This is a genomic window from Streptomyces sp. CA-142005 (assembly GCF_050942335.1).
In the GTDB taxonomy this organism is placed as follows: Bacteria; Actinomycetota; Actinomycetes; order Streptomycetales; family Streptomycetaceae; genus Streptomyces.
Genome location: NZ_CP192078.1, coordinates 5,986,372 through 6,007,208 on the forward strand (window position 1 = coordinate 5,986,372; position 20,837 = coordinate 6,007,208).

At 73.5% G+C, this 20,837-nt stretch carries 14 protein-coding genes and 1 riboswitch; of the genes, 8 read left to right on the forward strand and 6 right to left on the reverse strand.

The window, feature by feature from the left end; genetic code table 11:
- Nucleotides 1–69 precede the first annotated feature (69 nt).
- Entirely contained in the window at nucleotides 70–423 is a 354-nt protein-coding gene (locus ACQPXS_RS28110; RefSeq protein WP_351802060.1) for a hypothetical protein, read from the forward strand.
- Nucleotides 424–426: 3 nt separating this feature from the next.
- Here the strand turns inward: ACQPXS_RS28110 and ACQPXS_RS28115 are convergent, their stop codons facing one another.
- A complete protein-coding gene (locus tag ACQPXS_RS28115; RefSeq protein WP_433452007.1) occupies nucleotides 427–1,392 on the reverse strand; it encodes a tellurite resistance/C4-dicarboxylate transporter family protein in 966 nt (321 codons plus the stop codon).
- A 202-nt stretch (nucleotides 1,393–1,594) separates the two neighbouring features.
- Nucleotides 1,595–2,785 carry an NlpC/P60 family protein gene (locus ACQPXS_RS28120; protein ID WP_433452009.1) on the reverse strand — a complete coding sequence of 397 codons (1,191 nt, stop codon included), beginning with the start codon at nucleotides 2,783–2,785 and terminating at the stop codon, nucleotides 1,595–1,597.
- 7 nt (nucleotides 2,786–2,792) lie between these two features.
- A riboswitch (cyclic di-AMP (ydaO/yuaA leader) is annotated at nucleotides 2,793–2,961 on the reverse strand.
- Nucleotides 2,962–3,222: 261 nt separating this feature from the next.
- Here ACQPXS_RS28120 and pcrA point away from each other — a divergent pair.
- The gene (gene pcrA / locus ACQPXS_RS28125; RefSeq protein WP_351802054.1) at nucleotides 3,223–5,715 is read left to right on the forward strand and encodes a DNA helicase PcrA; all 2,493 of its coding nucleotides are present in this window, start codon (nucleotides 3,223–3,225) and stop codon (nucleotides 5,713–5,715) included.
- A gap of 58 nt (nucleotides 5,716–5,773) precedes the next feature.
- Here the strand turns inward: pcrA and ACQPXS_RS28130 are convergent, their stop codons facing one another.
- Together ACQPXS_RS28130 and ACQPXS_RS28135 are read right to left on the reverse strand one after the other, a co-directional pair.
- Nucleotides 5,774–7,312 carry a peptidoglycan DD-metalloendopeptidase family protein gene (locus ACQPXS_RS28130; RefSeq protein WP_433455974.1) on the reverse strand — a complete coding sequence of 513 codons (1,539 nt, stop codon included), beginning with the start codon at nucleotides 7,310–7,312 and terminating at the stop codon, nucleotides 5,774–5,776.
- Nucleotides 7,313–7,572: 260 nt separating this feature from the next.
- Nucleotides 7,573–8,424 carry an alpha/beta fold hydrolase gene (locus ACQPXS_RS28135; RefSeq protein ID WP_433452011.1) on the reverse strand — a complete coding sequence of 284 codons (852 nt, stop codon included), beginning with the start codon at nucleotides 8,422–8,424 and terminating at the stop codon, nucleotides 7,573–7,575.
- 224 nt (nucleotides 8,425–8,648) lie between these two features.
- On the opposite strand from ACQPXS_RS28135, the gene ACQPXS_RS28140 reads away from it, so the two are divergent.
- Nucleotides 8,649–9,071, forward strand: a complete 423-nt coding sequence (locus tag ACQPXS_RS28140; protein ID WP_351802048.1) for a cobalamin B12-binding domain-containing protein — start codon at nucleotides 8,649–8,651, stop codon at nucleotides 9,069–9,071.
- A gap of 104 nt (nucleotides 9,072–9,175) precedes the next feature.
- Here the strand turns inward: ACQPXS_RS28140 and ACQPXS_RS28145 are convergent, their stop codons facing one another.
- Both ACQPXS_RS28145 and ACQPXS_RS28150 read right to left on the reverse strand, forming a co-directional pair.
- Entirely contained in the window at nucleotides 9,176–10,828 is a 1,653-nt protein-coding gene (locus ACQPXS_RS28145) for a DUF5691 domain-containing protein (protein ID WP_433452012.1), read from the reverse strand.
- 186 nt (nucleotides 10,829–11,014) lie between these two features.
- Nucleotides 11,015–12,370, reverse strand: coding sequence for an SWIM zinc finger family protein (locus ACQPXS_RS28150; RefSeq protein WP_433452013.1), 1,356 nt, complete (start codon nucleotides 12,368–12,370; stop codon nucleotides 11,015–11,017).
- A gap of 141 nt (nucleotides 12,371–12,511) precedes the next feature.
- On the opposite strand from ACQPXS_RS28150, the gene ACQPXS_RS28155 reads away from it, so the two are divergent.
- From ACQPXS_RS28155 to ACQPXS_RS28175, 5 genes are all read left to right on the forward strand, one after another.
- Nucleotides 12,512–13,687, forward strand: a complete 1,176-nt coding sequence (locus ACQPXS_RS28155) for an ATP-binding protein (RefSeq protein WP_433452014.1) — start codon at nucleotides 12,512–12,514, stop codon at nucleotides 13,685–13,687.
- Complete coding sequence (locus tag ACQPXS_RS28160) at nucleotides 13,684–16,311, forward strand: DUF5682 family protein (RefSeq protein WP_433452016.1); 2,628 nt, start codon at nucleotides 13,684–13,686, stop codon at nucleotides 16,309–16,311. Before ACQPXS_RS28155 ends, ACQPXS_RS28160 begins: the two co-directional genes overlap by 4 nt.
- On the forward strand, nucleotides 16,308–17,486 hold the full coding sequence (locus ACQPXS_RS28165; RefSeq protein ID WP_399176987.1) for a VWA domain-containing protein: 1,179 nt from the start codon (nucleotides 16,308–16,310) through the stop codon (nucleotides 17,484–17,486). The genes ACQPXS_RS28160 and ACQPXS_RS28165 overlap by 4 nt, the downstream gene beginning before the upstream one ends.
- 130 nt (nucleotides 17,487–17,616) lie before the next feature.
- Complete coding sequence (locus tag ACQPXS_RS28170) at nucleotides 17,617–18,480, forward strand: hypothetical protein (RefSeq protein WP_433452017.1); 864 nt, start codon at nucleotides 17,617–17,619, stop codon at nucleotides 18,478–18,480.
- Between the two features lie 209 nt (nucleotides 18,481–18,689).
- A complete protein-coding gene (locus ACQPXS_RS28175) occupies nucleotides 18,690–20,552 on the forward strand; it encodes a hypothetical protein (RefSeq protein ID WP_433452018.1) in 1,863 nt (620 codons plus the stop codon).
- The last annotated feature ends 285 nt before the right edge of the window (nucleotides 20,553–20,837 follow it).

The window sequence follows — 20,837 nt, forward strand, 5'->3', positions numbered from 1 at the left end:
TGGTCGCCGACCGCGGTGACCGGGGCCGGTGGCGGGAGGCCAGTGGGCCCCTGGTTAGGCTCCGGGCCCATGGACGTACTCATCCATCTCTTCGTCGGCCTGCACATCATCGGCATCGCCGCGCTGCTCGGCGGTTTCCTCACTCAGATGAAGGCGATGGGGCAGGGCACGGCCCGGTTCGTGCCCGCGATGCTGCACGGCGCGCTGACCATGCTGGTCACCGGCGTGGTCCTGGTCGGCCTCAACCAGGCCGACGACCACCACGTCAACACCATCAAGATCGGCGTCAAGCTGGCGCTGCTGATCGTGATCCTCGGGCTGGTCTATGTGAAGCGCGACGAGGAGAAGGTCGACAAGGGGATGTTCGGGCTGGTCGGCCTGCTGACCATGGCGAACATCTTCATCGCCGTGCTGTGGACCTGACGGTCATCCGTCCCCGCCGCCGGCGCGGGCCGCGAGCACCGCACCGGCGGCGACCACGAGCCACACCGCCACCGCCGCCCACAGCAGCACCCGTCCCGGCCAGTCGAGCCACGGGACGCCGAAGGCGGTCGCGACGGACAGCGTCGCCACCGCCGTCATCCCCATCGGGAACACCGTCGCCCACCGCAGCACGTGGTAACCGGGCCGGGGCCGCACCGCCTCGGCGGCCAGCAGCGCGACGTAGCAGACCAGATCCAGCACGAGCAGCACGACCGTCACGGTGTGCAGCACGCCGCGGTCGTCGTCGTTCCACAGGTACATGCCCGAGTCCCCGGCGATGAGCAGGTTCGCCCCGGCCAGCGCCGAGATCGCGAGCGCGCCGCCCGCGATCCAGTGGTCGCCCGGCCCCTCCAGCACCTGCCGTGCGTCGAAGTGGACCAGCGCCAGGCCGTAGAGCGCCAGGCCCAGCCAGAACAGCACCAGCGCGGTGTGCGCGAGCCATGCCGTGCGCTCGGCCGTGGCCAGCGTGGCGGCCAGGACGGCGAGCCCCTCTGTGGCCACACAGCACAGGAACACCGCCCCCGGCATGCGCGGCCTCCAGCGCCGTACGACCAGGAACAGCAGCACCGGCCAGAGCAGCGCCGCGAGCGCCAGGAGCGCCTCGGCCAGGGTCTGCCGGCCCAGCGCCGAGATCCGCGTGCCGAGCACCGTGGTCGCGGCGACGGACGTGAGCGCGCCCGGGCTCTCCGCCTCGGTCGCCCAGCGTCCCCGCTCGCCGACCAGCCGCAGCACGAACCCCGCGGCCAGCACGGCCCAGGCGACGCACGTCAGCGCCAGCGCCACCCAGGAGACCGCCTCGTCGCCGGTCATGTGCAGCCCCACCGACAGGATGCCGGTCGCCATCACGGCGGCTCCGGCCGCGGGGGACCGCCCCGCCCACCACACGCGCAGACCTGAGATGCCGGGCATGCGCCGATGCTAGGGAGCCGCGGCGGCCCTGCCCGGAAGGGCACGCGCGCGTGATGAGCAAAAACGCCGGTACGCGTGTATGAGGCGGGAAGAGCGGGCAGCCCCGCGCCTGGACAGGGCGCGCCCACGCGGACGTGCAATTCCCCGGCACGCCCGCGTGGAGCGCGAAAGAGCCGAGGCGCGCCCGGCCCGGGGCAGGCCGTCAGCCCGGGCGGACCACGCTGTGGATGATCGACTCTCCGCCGTAGTAGATGGACTCCTCGCGGACGTACGCGCCCGGCTTGGGGGCGTGGATCATCATGCCGTTGCCTATGTAGACGCCGACGTGGCTGATGTCGTCGTAGAAGAAGATCAGGTCGCCCGGCCGCGCGTCGGCGAGCGAGACCGTGGTGCCCGCATCGACCTGGTCGTACGTGGTGCGCGGAAGCGTGACGCCGGCGGCCTTCCAGGCGGCCTGGGTGAGGCCCGAGCAGTCGTAGGAGTCCGGCCCGGTCGCGCCCCACACGTACGGCTTGCCGATCTGCGCGCGGGCGAAGGCGATCGCCTTCTCGGCCTTCGTGTCGTACGAGCTGGATGTGGTGGTGGACCCGGACGAGTCGGAGCCCGTCGAGCCCGATCCGGACCCTGACCCCGTGGACGAGGACGACGACGAGTCGGCCTGCTGCTGCGCTGCCTGCTGCTGGGCCGCCTGCTGCTTCGCCAGCTCGGCCGCCTTGCGCGCCGCCTCCTGCTGCTTCTCCCGCTCGATGGCGGCCAGCCGCGCCTTCTCCTGGGCGTTCAGCTGCGACAGCAGCTCGCGGGCCGACGCCAGCTTCTTCTGGACGGTGGACTTGGCGGTCTGCAGGTCGTGTTGGGAGTCGTTCAGCGTCTGCAGGCTCTGCGCGGCTTCCCGCCGCTTCTTCATGGTCGTGGCCTGCTCGCCGATGTAGTCGTCGACCGCGCGCTTCTCCCGCGAGGTCAGCCGGTTCATCAGCTGGGTCTGGTCGAAGTAGTCCTGCGGGTCGTTCGCCAGCAGGAAGGTGGCCGTGTCGGGAGCGGCGGCGCCGGTGCGGTACTGGGCCGCGGCGAACGAACCCAGCTCCTCGCGGGCCTTGTTGAGGCGTTCGGTGCGCCGGGCGAGGTCGTCGCGCAGGGCGTCGACGCGGCCCCGCTGCTTACCGGTCCGCTCCTTGGCCGCGTTGTACTTCTCGGTCGCCGACTCCGCCTGGCGGTAGAGATCGTCGACCTTCTTCTCGACCTCCTCCAGGCTCGGCTTGGCGTGATCGGTACGGGGGGCGGCCTCTGCGGTCTGCGAGAGCACGGCCATGGAGGTGAGGGCGGCGGTGGCGAGGGCGGGGGTGCGAAGGCCCGTTCCGATGGTCCCGCCGGGGCGCGGCTTGCGGTGCGACGCCAAGGGAGGCGACTCCTTCCAATGGGCCGCCTACCGGGTTAGCTGTCGGGTTCGGGCGGTGGTTCGGAAGGGTTGCCCTACGGCGGCGTCCCGGGTGGGAGCCGGCCGATTCACCCCAAGGTCGGTGGGTCCCCGGCTCCGGGCGCCCTGCGGCGCGCCGGACTCGGCGGAGGCCGCGCGGCCCGGCGGGGTTCGCCGGTAGGGGTCGTACGGCCCGGACGCACGCTAGCCAACTCGTGTGACTCCTGTGAAGGTTGGTGCGTGATATGTCCGATACATTTTCGTGACCTGGGCCGGGTTTCGCTCCTATGTCATCGGACGGTTCCCCTGTGTGAGCAGGCCGCGGGCCACTCGGCGGTGAAGACCGGCTGCGTTCCGGGCCCGCCATGTTCCGGGGACGGCGACCGGTTGTCGGTGGGGCGCCCTAGACTCGTAGAGCGATGAGCAGCCTCTTTGACGACAGCTTCCTGGCGGACCTCCAGGCCCCTCGCGGGCACGAGGAGGAGCCCCCGCCGCCGCCCGAGGACGATCACGCTCCGGAGTCGCTTCCGGACGATCTGTTCGGCGGGAAGTTCGACGTGCCGCCGGACCGGGACGCGTACTACCGCGACGGCGCCCCGCGCCCCGCCCTCGACGCCGCGGCCCTGCTGGCGGGGCTGAACGACAACCAGCGCGCCGCGGTCGTGCACGCGGGCTCCCCGCTGCTCATCGTGGCCGGCGCCGGCTCCGGCAAGACCCGTGTGCTCACCCACCGCATCGCCCACCTGCTCGCCGAGCGGCACGTGCACCCGGGCCAGATCCTCGCGATCACCTTCACCAACAAGGCCGCGGGCGAGATGAAGGAGCGCGTCGAGCAGCTCGTCGGCCCGCGCGCGAACGCGATGTGGGTGATGACCTTCCACAGCGCGTGCGTGCGCATCCTGCGCCGCGAGTCCAAGAAGCTCGGCTTCACGTCGTCGTTCTCGATCTACGACGCCGCCGACAGCAAGCGCCTGATGGCCCTGGTCTGCCGCGACCTGGACCTCGACCCCAAGCGCTTCCCGCCGAAGTCGTTCAGCGCGAAGATCAGCAACCTGAAGAACGAGCTGATCGACGAGGAGGACTTCGCCGCCCAGGCCACCGACGGCTTCGAGAAGACCCTCGCCCAGGCCTACGCGCTCTACCAGTCGCGGCTGCGCGAGGCCAACGCGCTCGACTTCGACGACCTGATCATGACGACGGTCAACCTGCTGCGCGCCTTCCCGGACGTCGCCGAGCACTACCGCCGCCGCTTCCGGCACGTCCTGGTCGACGAGTACCAGGACACCAACCACGCCCAGTACGCGCTGGTACGGGAACTCGTCGGCACCGCAGAGCGCTCCGCCGAGGACGGCGACACCCCGCCCGGCGAGCACGACCTGCCGCCCGCCGAACTGTGCGTCGTGGGTGACGCGGACCAGTCCATCTACGCCTTCCGGGGCGCGACGATCCGCAACATCCTCCAGTTCGAGGAGGACTACCCGAACGCGACGACGATCCTCCTGGAGCAGAACTACCGCTCCACGCAGACCATCCTGTCCGCCGCCAACGCGGTCATCGAGCGCAACGAGTCCCGCCGCCCGAAGAACCTGTGGACCAACGCGGGCCAGGGCGCGCGGATCACCGGCTACGTCGCCGACACGGAGCACGACGAGGCCCAGTTCGTCTCCGACGAGATAGACCGCCTGGTCGACGCGGGCGAGGCCAAGGCGGGCGACGTCGCCGTCTTCTACCGCACCAACGCCCAGTCCCGTGTCTTCGAAGAGGTCTTCATCCGCGTCGGCCTGCCCTACAAGGTCGTCGGCGGAGTCCGCTTCTACGAGCGCAAGGAGGTCCGGGACGTCCTGGCCTACCTGCGCGTTCTCGCCAACCCCGAGGACTCGGTGCCGCTGCGCCGCATCCTCAACGTGCCCAAGCGGGGCATCGGCGAGCGCGCCGAGGCGATGATCGACGCCCTCGCCCAGCGCGAGAAGATCAGCTTCCCGCAGGCGCTCAAGCGCGTGGACGAGGCGTACGGCATGGCCGCGCGCTCCACCAACGCCGTCAAGCGGTTCAACACGCTGATGGAGGACCTGCGCACCATCGTCGAGTCCGGCGCGGGCCCCGCGACCGTCCTGGAGGCCGTGCTGGAACGCACCGGCTATCTCGCCGAGTTGCAGGCCTCCACCGACCCGCAGGACGAGACCCGCATCGAGAACCTCCAGGAACTCGCGGCCGTGGCCCTGGAGTTCGAGCAGGAGCGCGGCGAGGGAGAGGCCGGCACACTCGCGGACTTCCTGGAACAGGTCGCCCTGGTCGCCGACTCCGACCAGATCCCCGACGAGGACGAGGAAGGCTCCGGCGTCATCACCCTGATGACCCTGCACACCGCCAAGGGCCTGGAGTTCCCGGTCGTCTTCCTCACCGGCATGGAGGACGGCGTCTTCCCGCACATGCGCGCCCTCGGCCAGACCAAGGAGCTGGAGGAGGAGCGGCGCCTGGCGTACGTCGGCATCACGCGCGCGCGGGAGCGGCTCTACCTCACGCGGTCGGCGATGCGCAGCGCCTGGGGCCAGCCGTCGTACAACCCGCCCTCCCGCTTCCTGGAGGAGATCCCGGCCACCCATGTGGACTGGAAGCGGACGGGAGGGACGGCGCCGGCGTCCTCCGGACCCGTCTCCGGGATCGCGGCCTCGCTGTCCTCGACCCGCTCGCGTTCCTCGGCGTCGGGCGCCTCCGGGTTCGCCACGCGGCGCACCACGGAGAAGCCGGTGGTCGCCCTGGCCGTCGGGGACCGGGTCACCCACGACCAGTTCGGGCTCGGCACGGTCGTCGCCGTGAAGGGCACGGGGGCGAACGCGGAGGCGACGATCGACTTCGGCGACGCCAAGCCGAAGCGGCTGCTGCTGCGGTACGCGCCGGTGGAGAAGCTGTAAGCCGTAGGGGGCCCTCGCCGCACGGCGAGGGCCCCCTACGGAATTCCTGCGTGGGCTCCTACGTCGGGTCGAGCCCGTGGCTCCGCAGCCACGGCAGCGGGTCTATGGCCGCCCCGCCCGCGGGCCGTACCTCGAAGTGCAGGTGCGGACCGGTGGAGTTGCCGGAGTTGCCGGAGTAGGCGATCGGCTGGCCGGCCTTGACGTATGTCCCGGCGGGGACGCGGTAGCTGGACAGATGGCAGTACCAGGTCTGCGTGCCGTCCTTCGCCGTCACGATCATCATGTTGCCGTAGGCGCTGTTCCACTTGGTGGAGACGACGCCGTCGGTCGCGGCCATCACCGTGGTGCCGTACGACACCGGGAAGTCGATGCCCGTGTGCACGGACATCCAGTTCACCCCGGCCTGGCCGAAGTAGGCGCTGAGCCCCTTCTGCGTGACCGGCAGCACGAACTTGGGACGCAGCCGCTCCTTGAGCGCGGCCGCGGCGGCGGCCTTCTTCTTCTCCAGCTCCTGCTGGTTCTTGAGGTCGATCCGCTCCTGCGTACGGCTCGCCCGGTCGGCGAAGTCGTGGGCACCGGCCGACAGGGTGTTGAGCTGGGTGTCCAGCTTGCTGTTGGCGACCGAGGCCTTGACCGTGTGCGTGTCCGAGGCGGAGGCAGTGGTGTCCTGGCCGTCGTCGGTCAGCGCACCGACCGAGGCGGCGGCGATCCCGGCGACGCCCATCACACAGACCGAGGGCACGGCGACCGTCAGCAGCGCCGAGCGCTTGGCGGTCGTACGACGACGGGAGCGCGCGGCGCTGCGCGATCCGGCACGCGGCGCCGACGCGACATCTTCCTGGTCGTCCAGCAACTCGGCGGCAGGCTGTTCACCCGTGGTGACCGACTCGTCGTCCCCGGCGCCCTGTTCGTCGAAAGCCGTGTCCGCGTACAGCGCGTCGTCCGCGTACAGCGACTCGTCGGTGTACGGCGCGTCGTCCGCGTACGGTGTGTCGTCCTCGTACGGCGCCTGCTGCTGGTACGGCACCTGCGCGAAGGCCGCGGTCGCCTGCGGGTCGCCGACCTGGTCGAAGAGGGCGGTGGCCTGCTGGTCGAACGGTTCGCCAGCCTGCTCGGGCTGTGCCGGCACGGCCTGGCCGCCGGAGTTCCACTGTGTGGCGTCGAACGTGCCCGACTCGAAGGTCTGGGTGCCCCATGCCCACTGCTGGGCCGGTTCGGCGGTGCCGGACTGGTCCGGCTGCAGCCAGGCGCTCGCGTCCCACTGGCCGCTGATGTCGTTGCCCGTGGCCTGGGCGGGGATCGTCCAGGCGGTGGAGTCGTAGACGCCGGAGTCGTACGCGGCGTGGTGCTGGGCCGCGTACGGGTCGTGGGTCAGGGCCTGGCCGGTCTGCCAGTGCGTGCTGTCGTACCCGCCGGTGCTGTGCTCGCCGGGCATGCTGCCGAAGAGCGGGTCCGAGGAGAAGGTGCCGGTGCCGTCCGGAAAACCGGTGGTGTCGTAGCCGCCGTACGTGGTGAAGTCGCCGTAGGGGGCTTCGTGCGTCCCGTACGGCGCGTAGTGCGCGGCCGAGGCGTCGGAAGCCGGGGCCGGGGTGGTCATGGTCCCCGACGGGTGACGGTCGTTCACCAACTTCTCTTTCGCCTCGACAACAGGGGCTGCCAGAGCAGTGCGGCGACTGTACCCGCCGGTACCTGGGCACGACAATCTTCGGCTGGTTTCGCGTGGGCCGGAAACGGGCATTCGGCGGTGTTTCGGGGGGCGCCGGACACGAGTTTGGCCGAGAGTTCGATTGGTGTTCGATGTGTGGTGACTGTTCGTCACCTGTGCGTCACTCCGCCGTCGGGATCCTCACGCCACCGTCAGGCCACTGTCAGGCCGCCGGTGGCCCGCTCCCCGGGCTGCGGGGCGTCGAGCGCCTCGCGTATCCCGGCCGCGACGGCGGGGTGCACGGGCAGTGCGAGATGTCCGATGCCGGTCACCCGGACGTTCTGCACGTCCAGGTCGGGGTGCTCCAGGCGGGCCGACTCCAGCGGCACCACCACGGAGTCCAGGTCGCTCCAGAAGCTGACGAACCGGGTACGGCAGCCGGGCGCGGGCCGGGCCAGATCCTGGATCACCCCCGAGCCGGGCCGCATCTGGCGCACGATCGGATGGGCGTTGGCCAGCGGCGCCGCACTGGTCCCCGAGTGCGGTGTACCCAGCGTGACGAGGACGCGCACCCGCAGGTCACCGCCCAGACACTGAACGTAATAGCGCGCGATCAGCCCGCCGAGGCTGTGGCCCACGATGTCGACCCGGTCGCTGCCGGTGCGCTCGCAGATCTCCTCGATGTGCCGGCCGAGCAGCTCGGCGGCGGCGCGGATGTCGCAGGTCAGCGGGGAGTAGTTCAGGGACACGACGCGCTGCCCGCCATGCTGGGCGAGGCTGCGGCGCAGCAGCAGGAACACGGAGCGGTTGTCGATGAAACCGTGCAGCAGCACCACCGGCGGGCCGAACCGGACCGGCAGCTGGGCGGTGCCGTCGCGGGCGGGCGGGGCGGCGGTACGGCGCTCCTGGATGAGGCCGGTCGGATAGAGCAGGAGATGGCCGGCCAGGATCGCGGCCTCGAGGGCGGTCGCCTTCAGCAGCGCCACGGAGATTCCGGCGAGTCTGCCGGGCCACAGGCGCCGGCAGAACGGGAGAAAGAGTGGCAGTACCCCGGTGACCTTCATGGGCCGACCTCCTGTCGGCACGCCGGAGGACGGCTCGACCCCCGTGTGCCCTGATGTCCCACCATGTGATTTCCCCCTCGCCGCGCACCGTAAAACTGCCGGTTGCGGGATGCTGGAGATAACGTTCGTTCACTTCGCGACGGGTGGCGGGACGCGCCAAAAGTGCGGTACTTGTCGTTACGGACGGAAGCGATCGCTTCCGTGATCGTTTGATGGAGGCAGTGATGGGTGTGGCAGCCGGTCCGATCCGCGTGGTGGTCGCCAAGCCGGGGCTCGACGGCCACGATCGAGGGGCCAAGGTCATCGCGCGAGCCCTGCGCGACGCCGGTATGGAGGTCATCTACACCGGGCTCCACCAGACGCCGGAACAGATCGTGGACACCGCCATCCAGGAGGACGCCGACGCGATCGGCCTGTCCATCCTCTCCGGCGCGCACAACACCCTGTTCGCCGCGGTGATCGACCTGCTCAAGGAGCGCGAGGCCGAGGACATCCTCGTCTTCGGCGGCGGCATCATCCCGGAAGAGGACATCCCGCCGCTGAAGGAGAAGGGCGTCGCGGCGATCTTCACGCCGGGCGCGACGACCACGTCGATCGTGGAGTGGGTGCGGGAGAACGTCCGACAGCCGGCCGCGTCGGGGGGCTGAACGCCTCCCTCCGTCGGTTGGACCGATGCTTCGGTGAGCGGGCGGCCGGTGTCCCCGGGCACTGCCGCCCCCGCAGCCCCGCATCGGTGTGAGCGGTATCGCCCTCACGACCCGGACGGGTGGTGTGCGCCGACCGGGGCCAGTTCCTGCGCCATCTCCGCCCGCAGCCGCAGGGTGGTCACCAGCCGCTGGAACGCCTCCGCCCAGTAGCCCCCCGCTCCCGGCGCCGCGTCCTCCCGTTCGTCGGGTATCGCCAGCAGCGCCTCGAGCCGAGTGGCCTCCGCGGGGTCCAGGCAGCGCTCGGCGAGCCCCATCACCCCGCTGAAGCTCCACGGGTAACTGCCCGCGTCCCGCGCGATGTCCAGCGCGTCCACGACCGCCCGGCCCAGCGGCGCGGCCCAGGGCACCGCACACACCCCGAGCAGCTGGAACGCCTCCGACAACCCGTGCGTGGCGATGAACCCGGCCACCCACGCGGCCCGTTCCGCCGGCTCCAGGGTGGCCAGCAGCTTCGCGCGTTCCGCCAGCGACACCGCGCCCGGCCCGCCGGCCTCCGGCGCCGACGGCGAGCCGAGCAGCGCCCTCGACCACTCGGCGTCCCGCTGCCGCACCGCCGCCCGGCACCAGGCCGCGTGCAGCTCGCCCTGCCAGCCATCCGTCACCGGCAGCGCCACGATCTCCGCCGCCGTCCGTCCGCCGAGCCGTCCCGGCCATGTGCCGAGCGGGGCCGCCTCCACCAATTGACCCAACCACCACGAGCGTTCCCCTCTGCCTGCGGGAGGCGTGGGCACCACACCGTCGCGCTCCATGCCGGAGTCGCACTCGAGCGGCGCCTCCACCGCGATCGCCGGCGAGTTCCCCGTACGGTCCAGGGCCACACACGCCGCCGCCCGTACGGCCATGCGCGCCGCGAGCGCCGAAGCGGGCAGCGCCGACAGCAGCTCGGCCGCCGTCGCCCGCACATTGCGGCTGCGGTCGCCCAACGCCTGCTCCAGGAACGGCTCGTCCGCGGCGGACAGGCCCGCGCGCAGCGAGTCGAGGAACATCAGCCGGTCCTCCGCCCGCTCCGTCGGCCAGGTCGACGCGAGCAGCTCGCGCGCCAACGCGGGCGTACCGGCGCGCAGCGCGCCCAGCAGGGCCACCCGCTCGGCGAACAGCCCCTCCTGCCACAGCCTGCCCACCGCCTCGGTGTCCTCCGGGTCGGGCAGCGTGGCGCCGCCGCCGGGGGCCGCGCGCAGCGCGAAACGCCAGTCCGTGTTCAGCCGGGCCAGCCACAGCGCCCGCGGACCCGCGAACGCCAGCGCCGCCGGGCGCAGGTCCGTACGGCCCCGAGCCGCGTCCAGCAGGGCGGGAAGGGTCTGCGGGGGTGGTGCGTATCCGTGCGCGTTGGCCGCCGCGAGCCACTGCGGGAGCAGCTCCATGAGGTCCGGCGAGCTGCCCCGGCGGCCGCTTCCGCCGCCGGAACGGTCGGCCAGCAGCGTGGTGAGTCTGCGGGCCGCCGCGGGCGGCAGGGCCGGGCGGGGATCCTCGGGCGCCGGGTCCGGCCGACGCGCCGCCCGTGCGGGCCGCAGGCCCGCCCGCCGCCGCACGGCCGCCACGGCGGCCTCGTCGAGCAGCGCCAGCGGTGCCTCCCGGCCGGACCCTGCGTACGCACCCGGGCGCCGGTCGGTGCCGAGAAGAGCGGTGGTGACCAGGTCCTCCCAGGAGCTTGCCTGGGCCCTGGTCTCCACGTCGGTCGGGGTCGTCGTCCCGTTCATCGCGTTCCCTTCCCTGCGCGTGTCCGAGGGGTGCCGGTGCTTTCCGCCGGTCCGGTCAGCACGGCGGTGCTCCTTCGGCGAGAGGTGCCTGAAGGCGTCGGCGGGGTTCTGGTGGGTCGGTCGGCGGCAGCGGTGCGGCTCGGTACGTTGCCCGGAGGTGCAGGTGCTTTGCCGGCGGGCGGCCGGTCAGCACAGGGGCACCGCTTCGCCCGTGCCGTCCGGCCAGGCCGTGAGCGGGGTGAAGCCGCGGTGGCCGCACTCGCCGAAGACCGTGACCGGGGCGCCGCCGGACAGGGCGACCAGCCGCCACAGGCCGGGGCGGGTGTGGGCGGCCCGGGTCAGCGGCAGGGCGGAGTCCTTGTCGGCGTCGGCCAGCTGCCACTGCTCGCCGTCCGGGACCGGTATCACCCGGTCCAGCGTCGCCGGGACGGACTCCAGCCAGGGGTCGTCGCGCAGCGCCTCGCCGTACCGGGCCGCCGCCTCGGCCGTGCTGATGCCGGGCGGGCGGAACGCGGCCGGTGCGGGAGGGGCGAACCGCTCGCCCAGGGCGGCCCGTGACTGACCGGCCCCCGGATAGGCGCACAGCTCCGCGTCCAGGGCCAGCCCGACCGGCAGGGACAGCTCGGGAGCACGGCCGGCCGCGCCGTAGGACAGCAGCAGCCGGGTGCGGCCCGAGGCGGCGCCGTGCAGCCATGTCCGGCGAGTCGTCAGTTTCGGGTCCACGATGTCGTACTGGGCGAGGACCAGCCAGTGGTCGCGAAGCGGTGCGCCGTCCGCCGTTGCGGGCAGGCCCAGCCGGGAGCGGACCGTGGCCGCGAGGGCGTCCGGCAGCCGGTCGTGTCGCAGCCAGCCCTGGTCGAGCAGGTGCAGCAGCGCGCACTCCTCCAGCAGTCGAGCCGGCCAGCCTGCACCCGATGCCGGGATCGCCCCCAGCTCCCGTACACGCGCGGCCAGTCCGGGTGCCTGGGCGTCGACCATGCGGGCCGCCGTCTCGTCCCACAGGCCGTACCCCGCCTGCTCGGCGGTGGCCAGGCCGCCGCGCAGCAGGTCCGCGAGGCGCTGCTCCAGCTCCGTCGCACCCGCGGTGACCCGCTCGGCCCGGCGCTCGGCCCGCCGCCGAGCCGCCTCCGGATCGGCGGACCCGCTCCCGGAACCGCCCTCGCTCCGGCCCTGCTTGCTCCCCTCACGACTGCGTCTGCCCGCGAGCCACTGCTCGGCCCAGTCCGGCGCCTCCGCGGACGCCGGCACCGAGCCGTCGCCGCCCGCCCACAGCAGAAGCAGCCCGAGCGCGTGCTTGCACGGGAACTTACGGCTCGGACAACTGCACTTGTACGCCGGACCGGCCGCATCGGCGAGATCGACCACCGTCTGGTACGGCCTGCTGCCACTGCCCTTGCACAGCCCCCACACCGTCCCCTCTCCACTCCCCGCCTCGGACCACGGACCGGCCGTGCCGAGCTTGCCTCCCGCTGTGCGTGACGCCGCGTCAGGCGCCAGTGACAGCACCTGCTCCGCGGTCCAGCGCACCCCCTGCTCAGTCATGTCTCCGACGGTAGGTCCCGCCACTGACAATCGGTCCGGCGCGGGCGTTCGTGCAGGTCAGAGCGATTGTCAGTGGCGTGGTGCACGGTGGATGCCAGATCCGAACCGGCCGAGCTGGAGGGGGCCTCAGCCATGTCAGCCATGCCTGCGTCTGCCACGTCTGCCACGTCTGCCACGTCTGCGTCCGTGCGACCGACGACCGCCGAACCGACCGACGGCGAGGGCGCGTCCGAGAGCGCACAGGCGCTGCGCCCGCACGCCGAGCACGCCTTCGCCGCCGAACTCGCCGCACTCGCCGCGCAGGACGACCGCCCGCGCCCGGCCCGCTGGAAACTGTCGCCGTGGGCGGTGGCGACATACCTGCTCGGCGGCACCCTGCCGGACGGCACGGTGATCACACCCAAGTACGTGGGCCCGCGCCGGATCGTCGAGGTCGCCGTCACCACGCTCGCCACCGACCGCGCCCTGCTCCTGCTCGGCGTACCCGGCACCGCCAAGACCTGGGTGTCGGAACACCTGGCCGCCGCGGTCAGCGGGGACTCCACCCTGCTGGTGCAGGGCACCGCCGGCACCCCCGAGGAGGCGATCCGCTACGGCTGGAACTACGCGCAGTTGCTCGCGCACGGACCGAGCCGCGACGCCCTCGTGCCCAGCCCGGTCATGCGCGCCATGGCCGAGGGCATGACGGCGCGCGTGGAGGAGCTGACCCGTATCCCGGCCGACGTGCAGGACACACTGATCACCATCCTGTCCGAGAAGACCCTGCCCATCCCGGAGCTGGGCCAGGAGGTCCAGGCGGTCCGCGGGTTCAACCTCATCGCCACCGCCAACGACCGGGACAGAGGGGTCAACGACCTCTCCAGCGCGCTGCGCCGCCGCTTCAACACCGTGGTGCTGCCGCTGCCGGAGAGCGCCGACGCCGAGGTCGACATCGTCACGCGCCGGGTGGAGCAGATCGGCCGCTCCCTCGACCTGCCGGCCGCGCCCGACGGCATCGAGGAGATCCGCCGGGTCGTGACCGTCTTCCGCGAGCTGCGCGACGGCATCACCACCGACGGCCGCACCAAGCTCAAGTCGCCCAGCGGCACACTGTCCACGGCCGAGGCGATCTCCGTCGTCACAGGCGGCCTCGCTCTGTCCGCCCACTTCGGCGACGGCGTGCTGCGCCCGGGCGATGTCGCCGCCGGAATCCTCGGCGCCGTGGTGCGCGACCCGGCGGCCGACCGGGTCGTCTGGCAGGAGTACCTGGAGACGGTCGTCCGCGAGCGCGAGGGCTGGACGGACTTCTACCGCGCGTGCCGGGAGGTCAGTGCATGACCGACGACACCCGCTGGCCCAAGGCCCACGGCTCCGGACCGCTCCTGCTGGGCGTGCGGCACCACGGTCCCGGCTCCGCCCGCGCGGTGCGCGGCGCCCTGGACGCCGCCCGGCCCGCCGCCGTCCTGATCGAGGGGCCGCCCGAGGCCGACGCGCTGATCCCGTTGGCCGCCGACCCGGACCTGCGGCCCCCGGTCGCCCTGCTCGCCCATGCCGTGGACGAGCCGGGCCGCTCGGCGTTCTGGCCGTTCGCCGAGTTCAGCCCCGAATGGGTGGCGATCCGCTGGGCCCTGGAACACGGCGTCCCGGCCCACTTCATCGACCTGCCGGCCACCCACACGCTGGCGTGGCAGGAGGAGGGGGAGGAGAAGAGGGGACTTCCTGCCGAGCCCGGCTCGTCCACCGGACCCGGCACCGAGGGGACCGCGGCGGACACGGAGCATGCCGATGCCCGTGGGGACGACGAGGAGAACCAGGACGCTGATGACGGCCGGGGAAGCGGCGAGCAGGTCCGGGTCGACCCGCTCGCCGTGCTCGCCGGGGCCGCCGGATACGACGACCCCGAGCGCTGGTGGGAGGACGTGGTCGAGCACCGCGGCCCGGGACAGCGGGACCCCTTCGCCCCCTTCGCCGCGCTGGAGGAGGCGATGGGCGCACTCCGCGAGCGGTACGGCGTCGGCGGGCACTCCCGGGACCTGGTCCGCGAGGCGCACATGCGACTCCGGGTGCGCGCCGCGCGCAAGGAGTTCGGCGACCAGGTGGCCGTGGTCTGCGGGGCCTGGCACGTGCCCGCGTTGCGCGAGAAGACCACGGTCACCGCCGACCGGTCCCTGCTGAAGGGGCTACCCAAGGTCAAGGCGGACCTGACCTGGGTGCCCTGGACCCACCGCAGACTGGCCCGGTCCAGCGGGTACGGCGCGGGCATCGACTCGCCGGGCTGGTACGGCCATCTGTTCCACGCCCCCGACCGGCCGGTCGAGCGCTGGCTGACCAAGGTGGCCCGGCTGCTGCGCGAGGAGGACCGGATCGTGTCCTCCGCCCACGTCATCGAGGCCGTCCGGCTCGCCGAGACCCTGGCGGCACTGCGCGGGCGTCCGCTGCCGGGGCTGAGCGAGACCACCGACGCGGTGCGCGCGGTGATGGGCGACGGCTCGGACGTGCCGCTGGCGCTGGTGCACGACCGGCTGGTGGTCGGGGACGTCCTCGGAGAAGTCCCGGAGTCGGCGCCCGCGGTGCCGCTCCAGCGCGACCTGGCCCGGCAACAGCGTTCGCTGCGGCTCAAACCCGAGGCGCTGGAGCGCGAACTGGAGCTGGACCTGCGGAGTGACACCGACGCCGGCCGCAGCCGACTGCTGCACCGGCTCAGGCTGCTCGGCATCGGCTGGGGCGAGCCGGCGCGGTCACGGGGGAGCACGGGCACGTTCCGGGAGACGTGGCGGCTGCGCTGGGAGCCGGAGTTGTCGGTGCGGGTCGCCGAGGCGGGCGTGTGGGGGACGACCGTACTGGGCGCGGCGCAGGCCAAGGCCGAGGCGGACGCGTCGGCCGCGCGCACTCTCGCCGACGTGACCGCGCTCGCCGAGCAGTGCCTGCTCGCCGGGCTGCCGGACGCTCTGCCCGTCGTCATGCGGGTCCTCGCCGACCGGGCCGCGCTCGATGCCGACGTGGGCCATCTCGCCCAGGCCCTGCCCGCCCTGGTCCGCTCCCTGCGCTACGGCGACGTGCGCGGCACCGACACCGGCGCACTGACCGACGTCGCCGCGGGCCTCGCCGAACGCGTCTTCGTCGGCCTGCCCCCGGCGTGCGCCGCGCTCGACACGGACGCGGCGCAGGAGATGCGCGGGCACGTGGACTCCGTACATACGGCGGTGGGACTGCTGGCGGAGACGGTGGCCGCAGGGGGAGTTGGGGCCGGTGCCGGAGGGCGTGCCGGTGTCGGTGCGGGTGCCGGTGTCATCCCCGCTGCCGGGCACGGTGGTCTGCGCGGCCGTTGGCGAGGGGTGCTGCGGACCTTGTCGTCGCGCGACAGCGTGCCCGGTGTGCTGCGGGGGCGGGCGGTGCGGTTGCTGTTGGACGACGGTGAGTTGGGGGCCGACGAGGCGGCGCGGCTGATGGGGCTCGCGCTGTCCCCGGGGACTCCGCCGGCCGACGCCGCCGCCTGGATCGAGGGCTTCGTCGGCGGCGGGGGCGGGCTGCTGCTGGTGCACGACGAGCGGCTGCTGGGTCTGGTGGACAGCTGGCTGACCGGGGTCTCGGCGGAGGCGTTCACGGACGTACTGCCGCTGCTGCGCCGCACGTTCGCGGCGTACGACCCCGGGGTGCGCAGAACACTCGGCGAACTGGTCCGGCGCGGACCGGGAGACGGGACGGCCGGCCGGGCGGCCCACGGGGCCGTGATACCCGGCTTCGCCGCCGAACCGGACACCGAACGCGCCGACGCCGTCCTACCGGTGCTGCGATTGCTGCTCGGCCTGACCGACCCGGCCGAGCGCGAGACGGCCGATCCCCGTACGGCGGCGGTCCGGGGGGCGGCTGGGTGGGAGAGGTCCGAGGCGGGGGCGGTCGAGCCGGTCTCGGCCGGCGGGGAAGCGAGGGATGACAACAGCCTTGCGGGGGTGGCGGTATGACGAGTGAGGCGATCGCGGTGGGCGGCGGCGATCCGGCGCGGGAGCGGTTGCGGCGGTGGCGGCTGGTGCTCGGCGGGGACCAGGCCGACGGCACCGGATGCGCGCTGTCCGGCCGGGACGCGGCGATGGACGGCACGCTCGCCGCGCTCTACGGCAAGGGGGACAAGCCGCAGGCGGGACGGGACCGTTCGGCGGGACTAGGCGCCTCGGCGCCGTCGGTGGCGCGCTGGCTCGGGGACATCCGCACCTACTTCCCGTCCTCCGTCGTCCAGGTCATGCAGCGCGACGCCATCGACCGGCTCGGCCTCGCCGCCCTGCTGCTGGAGCCGGAGATGCTGGAAGCGGTGGAGGCGGACGTGCACCTGGTCGGCACGCTGCTCTCGCTGAACAAGGCGATGCCGGAGACCACGAAGGAGACGGCGCGCGCGGTCGTGCGCAAGGTCGTCGAGGACCTGGAGAAGCGGCTCGCGAACCGTACGCGGGCCACCCTCACCGGCGCCCTCGACCGCAGCGCGCGGATCAGCCGGCCGCGCCACCACGACATCGACTGGAACCGCACCATCGCGGCAAACCTCAAGCACTATCTGCCCGAGTACCGCACGGTCGTGCCGGAACGGCTCGTCGGATACGGGCGGGCCGCGCAGTCCGTGAAGAAGGAGGTCGTCCTCTGCATCGACCAGTCCGGGTCGATGGCCGCGTCCGTGGTCTTCGCGTCCGTGTTCGGCGCGGTCCTCGCCTCCATGCGGTCGATCAGCACCCGGCTGGTCGTCTTCGACACGGCGGTGGTCGATCTCACCGACCAGCTGGACGACCCGGTCGACGTCCTCTTCGGCACCCAGCTCGGCGGCGGAACGGACATCAACCGGGCGCTGGCCTACTGCCAGTCACAGATCACCCGGCCCGCCGAGACCGTGGTCGTGCTGATCAGCGACCTCTACGAGGGCGGCATCCGCGACGAGATGCTCAAGCGGGTGGCGGCGATGAAGGCGTCCGGGGTGCAGTTCGTGGCGCTGCTCGCGCTGTCGGACGAGGGCGCGCCCGCGTACGACCGGGAGCACGCGGCGGCGCTCGCCGCCCTCGGCGCACCGGCCTTCGCCTGCACGCCCGACCTGTTCCCCGAGGTGATGGCGGCCGCGCTGGAGAAGCGGCCGCTGCCGATACCGGACACCGTGTGACGCCGGACACGAAAGGGGCGAGAAAAGGGACATGACTACCCATCGGTAACAGGGGACTTGCGCGGCTTCGGGCGTGCCGTGCAAGGATCGGCGGAGCCCGTGTCGTGCCGAGCCTAGGATGTCCAGCTCCTTGACGTTCCCCGCAGCCCTCCTTGGTACCACCGTGCGCGTGCTGCGTACGGCGGCCGGGCGGCGTGCGCTCCAACTGGTGCTGCTGGTGGGCGGACTGTTCGCGCTGGGTTTCCTGTGCGGAGAACAGGCACACGCGGCCGACGGCGCCCCGGTGCCGGCGCGGGCGACGTCGGTGCGGTCCGTGGGAGCCGCCGGGCACGGGGACGTTGTACGGGCGGTCCGCACGGTCACCCACCGGGTTGCCACCCAGGCCCACACCGTCGGCGGACAGGCCGTCACCCCCGTACGCGAGGTACTCACCACCGTTTCGCGGACCGTCGACACGGTCGGGACCGTCGAGGAGACGGCCGCCCGAGCCGTGGTCGACACGCCCCGGACCTCTGCGCCCTCCCTGCCCCTGCCCGACCTCCCTCACGGCACGGACGTCCCCGTCGACCTGACACCGGAGCCGGAGTCCACGGGGCCCCGCCCGCAGCGGTCCGGCGGGACGGCGGCGTCCGTCGCGACGGAGCGTCAGAAGCAGCGGCACACTCGCGTCCAGGGCCGTACCGCGGTCGGCGCTCCTGCGCGGGCCGCCGTGTTCGGGCCGGAGACCGCCCCCGTGCCGCGGCCCGCGGCGCACACCGTCGCGCGCCACGGGGCCGCCGCCCTGAGCGTGCCCGGCGGGCCCGTGCCCGCCGGCGACTCCGACGGCGTGCTCGGCAAGCAGGCCGCCGACGGCAACGCGTCCCGCCACAGTGACGCGCACGCCGTCGCCCTCGACTGCCGGGCACCCCTGCGGCTCGTGCCCGGCGCCGCCGCGCGCGTCGACGCGCCCCGCACCCGGGACCGGCACCGGGACATCCCCGTCTTCCCCGGCTAGGCAGCGGGGCCGACCTCTCCGCCACACATCTGTCGCGCGGGGCGGAACAGGTCTGCCCGCCCGTCCGGACCCTGCCGGCGATCGACTCTGCCGGCCGTCGAAGCGCGTTCACCGCGACCGGCGTTCAGCGGTCTCCGGACGGCCGTCCCCAACCGCTTCCAGCCGTCTCCGGCCGTTCCCGGCCGCTCCCGAAGGACTCGACGCACGCAATGAACAAGAACATCCGCCGTTCGATCGTGATAGCCGCCGGTGTCACCGGCGCGTGGGCGCTCGGCTCGGCCGTCGCCAGCGCCGACGAACTGTCCGCCACCTCCCTCTCCGTGCCGGACGCGGGCACCGAGTCCGACGGTGCCACCGACAGCGTCGCCGGGACGGTCGACGGCGTCCTCACCGGCGTCCACGACACCGTCTCCGGCGTCCGCAACACCGTCACGGACACCGTCTCCGACCTGACCGGCACGGCCACTGCCGCCACCGCGGCCGGCCCCGCCCCGTCCTCCACCTCGCTCACCTCGACGGCGTCCACCGGCACCGGCGCCACCGACCAGGCCCGTCGCCACGTCGACGCCAAGGTCCCGACCGCCGCGAGGATCCGCGGCGCCGAGGCCGTCCGGGGCGCCCAGGCGGCCCGCACGGCGCAGGGACAGGTCCAGGCCCAGGTCCGGACGGACGGCACGCGGGTCACCGGCCACGCCGCCCACGCGGCCGCGCACGCCGCCCCGACCGTCTCCCCGGCCGTCCCGCACGTCGAGCCGCAGGACGAGATCGACTACCTCTTCGGCCCGCTCTCCTCCTTCGCACCCGAGGTGGAGGAGGCCTTGGCCGCCGCCCAGACCAGGCTCCAGGCCACGCAGGCGGCGGCCCGCCTGAAGGCCCAGGGTGTCGAGGGCGCCGTACGGACGACGGCGCAGCGGACCGTCGCGGGCGCGCAGGGGCGGACCGCCGGTGCGGCGGCCGTCGTGCGCGGTACGGCCGCCCGGGCGACCGGCGTGGCCGAGGCCTCCGTCGCGGGTGTGCCCGCGCAGGTCACCGGTACGGCCACGGGTGCCGAGCAGCGGGTCGTCGGCACGGTCCGGACCGTGCTCGGCGCGGTCACGCCGGTGGTGGACGAGACGACCGCCGCCGCCGTCCCGCCGGTGGCCTCCGCGGCGATCAACGGCGCCGTGCCGGTCGCCGGCCAGGCCGTCTCGGGCGTCCGGACCACGGCCGGACACGCGGTGGCGGGCGGGTACGGAACCGCCCAGGGCACTGTCTCCTCCGTGCACGGGGTCGCCGAGGGCGCCGTGTCCGGCGTCCACGGGATCGCCGCGGGTGCCGTGGGCGACGTACAGCCGGTGGCGGCGAGGTCGACGGCGTACGCCGGCGGGCTGGCCGGGCAGGTCTCGCGGGACGCCGCCGACGCCGTGCTGCCGCCGGTGGCCGCCGGTGCCGTGCGCGGGGTCGTGCCGGTCGCCGGGCAGGCCGTCGCGGACATGGGCACCCTCGGTCACGGCGTGGCCGGTGACGTCCGGCCCTTCGCGGGCGGTGTCGTCGGCGCCGTGCCCCCGCTCGCGCACGGTGTGACCACGCGGACCGGAGTCTTCGCCGAGGGCGTCACCGCCCAGGTGCCCCCCTTCACGGCCGGGGTCACCGGCGCGACGGCACCGCTCGCCGACACCGCGACGTCCACGCTCACACGGACGGCGGACACCGCCATGGGCACCGTGTACCAGGCGGCCTTCACCGCCACCGGGACCGTGTCGCCCGTCACCGGCCAGGTCACCGGGGTCGTGCCGCCGATGGCCGACGGGGTCGGCGGCAGCACCGTCGGTCTGGTCCATGGCGTCACGGGCGAGGCCGGGCCCTTCGTGGCCGGCGTCGCCGGGTCCGCGGCCGCGCCGGTCGTGCGGCAGGCCGGAGGGTTCGCCCACGACCTCCACGACACGGTCCGGGGCGCCGGGGGCTCGCTCGCCGGGCATGCCGCCGGCGGGGCCGGCGAGGTCGCCCGTACGGCCGTACCGACGTACCTGCGGGACTTCGAGGAGGGGTACGGCGTGCAGAACGCGACATCGGGCATCGAATACCAGGGCTGAGTGCCCCGAACCGCTCCGCGGGGTGTCCGGACCCGGACGGCCGAATGCCGTCGGCGCGTCCGGCCGGGGGCCCCGCGGCCCGGGCGGGTGGTCCCCATTGGGGTGGGGATCAACCACCCCGGCTCCGGCACCACCGGGGTCGCCCAGAGGCCTCACCGGGTCAACCCCAGCCCGGTGAGGCCTCGCACATGCCCCGAAGCCACGGATCCACCGCCGATCCGCCCCCCATCCGCCGAAGTCGCGGATCCACCACGCATCCGCCACCAACCCGCCGAAGACACCCGT

Bases quoted from the DNA above. Each gene is read 5' to 3' on its own strand.
- ACQPXS_RS28110 (WP_351802060.1), top strand. From the start codon at position 70: ATGGACGTACTCATCCATCTCTTCGTCGGCCTGCACATCATCGGCATC.
- ACQPXS_RS28135 (WP_433452011.1), bottom strand. From the start codon at position 8,424: ATGAAGGTCACCGGGGTACTGCCACTCTTTCTCCCGTTCTGCCGGCGC.
- pcrA (WP_351802054.1), top strand. From the start codon at position 3,223: ATGAGCAGCCTCTTTGACGACAGCTTCCTGGCGGACCTCCAGGCCCCT.
- ACQPXS_RS28175 (WP_433452018.1), top strand. From the start codon at position 18,690: ATGAACAAGAACATCCGCCGTTCGATCGTGATAGCCGCCGGTGTCACC.
- ACQPXS_RS28150 (WP_433452013.1), bottom strand. From the start codon at position 12,370: ATGACTGAGCAGGGGGTGCGCTGGACCGCGGAGCAGGTGCTGTCACTG.
- ACQPXS_RS28115 (WP_433452007.1), bottom strand. From the start codon at position 1,392: ATGCCCGGCATCTCAGGTCTGCGCGTGTGGTGGGCGGGGCGGTCCCCC.
- ACQPXS_RS28165 (WP_399176987.1), top strand. From the start codon at position 16,308: ATGACGAGTGAGGCGATCGCGGTGGGCGGCGGCGATCCGGCGCGGGAG.
- ACQPXS_RS28140 (WP_351802048.1), top strand. From the start codon at position 8,649: ATGGGTGTGGCAGCCGGTCCGATCCGCGTGGTGGTCGCCAAGCCGGGG.
- ACQPXS_RS28160 (WP_433452016.1), top strand. From the start codon at position 13,684: ATGACCGACGACACCCGCTGGCCCAAGGCCCACGGCTCCGGACCGCTC.
- ACQPXS_RS28155 (WP_433452014.1), top strand. From the start codon at position 12,512: ATGCCTGCGTCTGCCACGTCTGCCACGTCTGCCACGTCTGCGTCCGTG.
- ACQPXS_RS28130 (WP_433455974.1), bottom strand. From the start codon at position 7,312: ATGACCACCCCGGCCCCGGCTTCCGACGCCTCGGCCGCGCACTACGCG.
- ACQPXS_RS28145 (WP_433452012.1), bottom strand. From the start codon at position 10,828: ATGAACGGGACGACGACCCCGACCGACGTGGAGACCAGGGCCCAGGCA.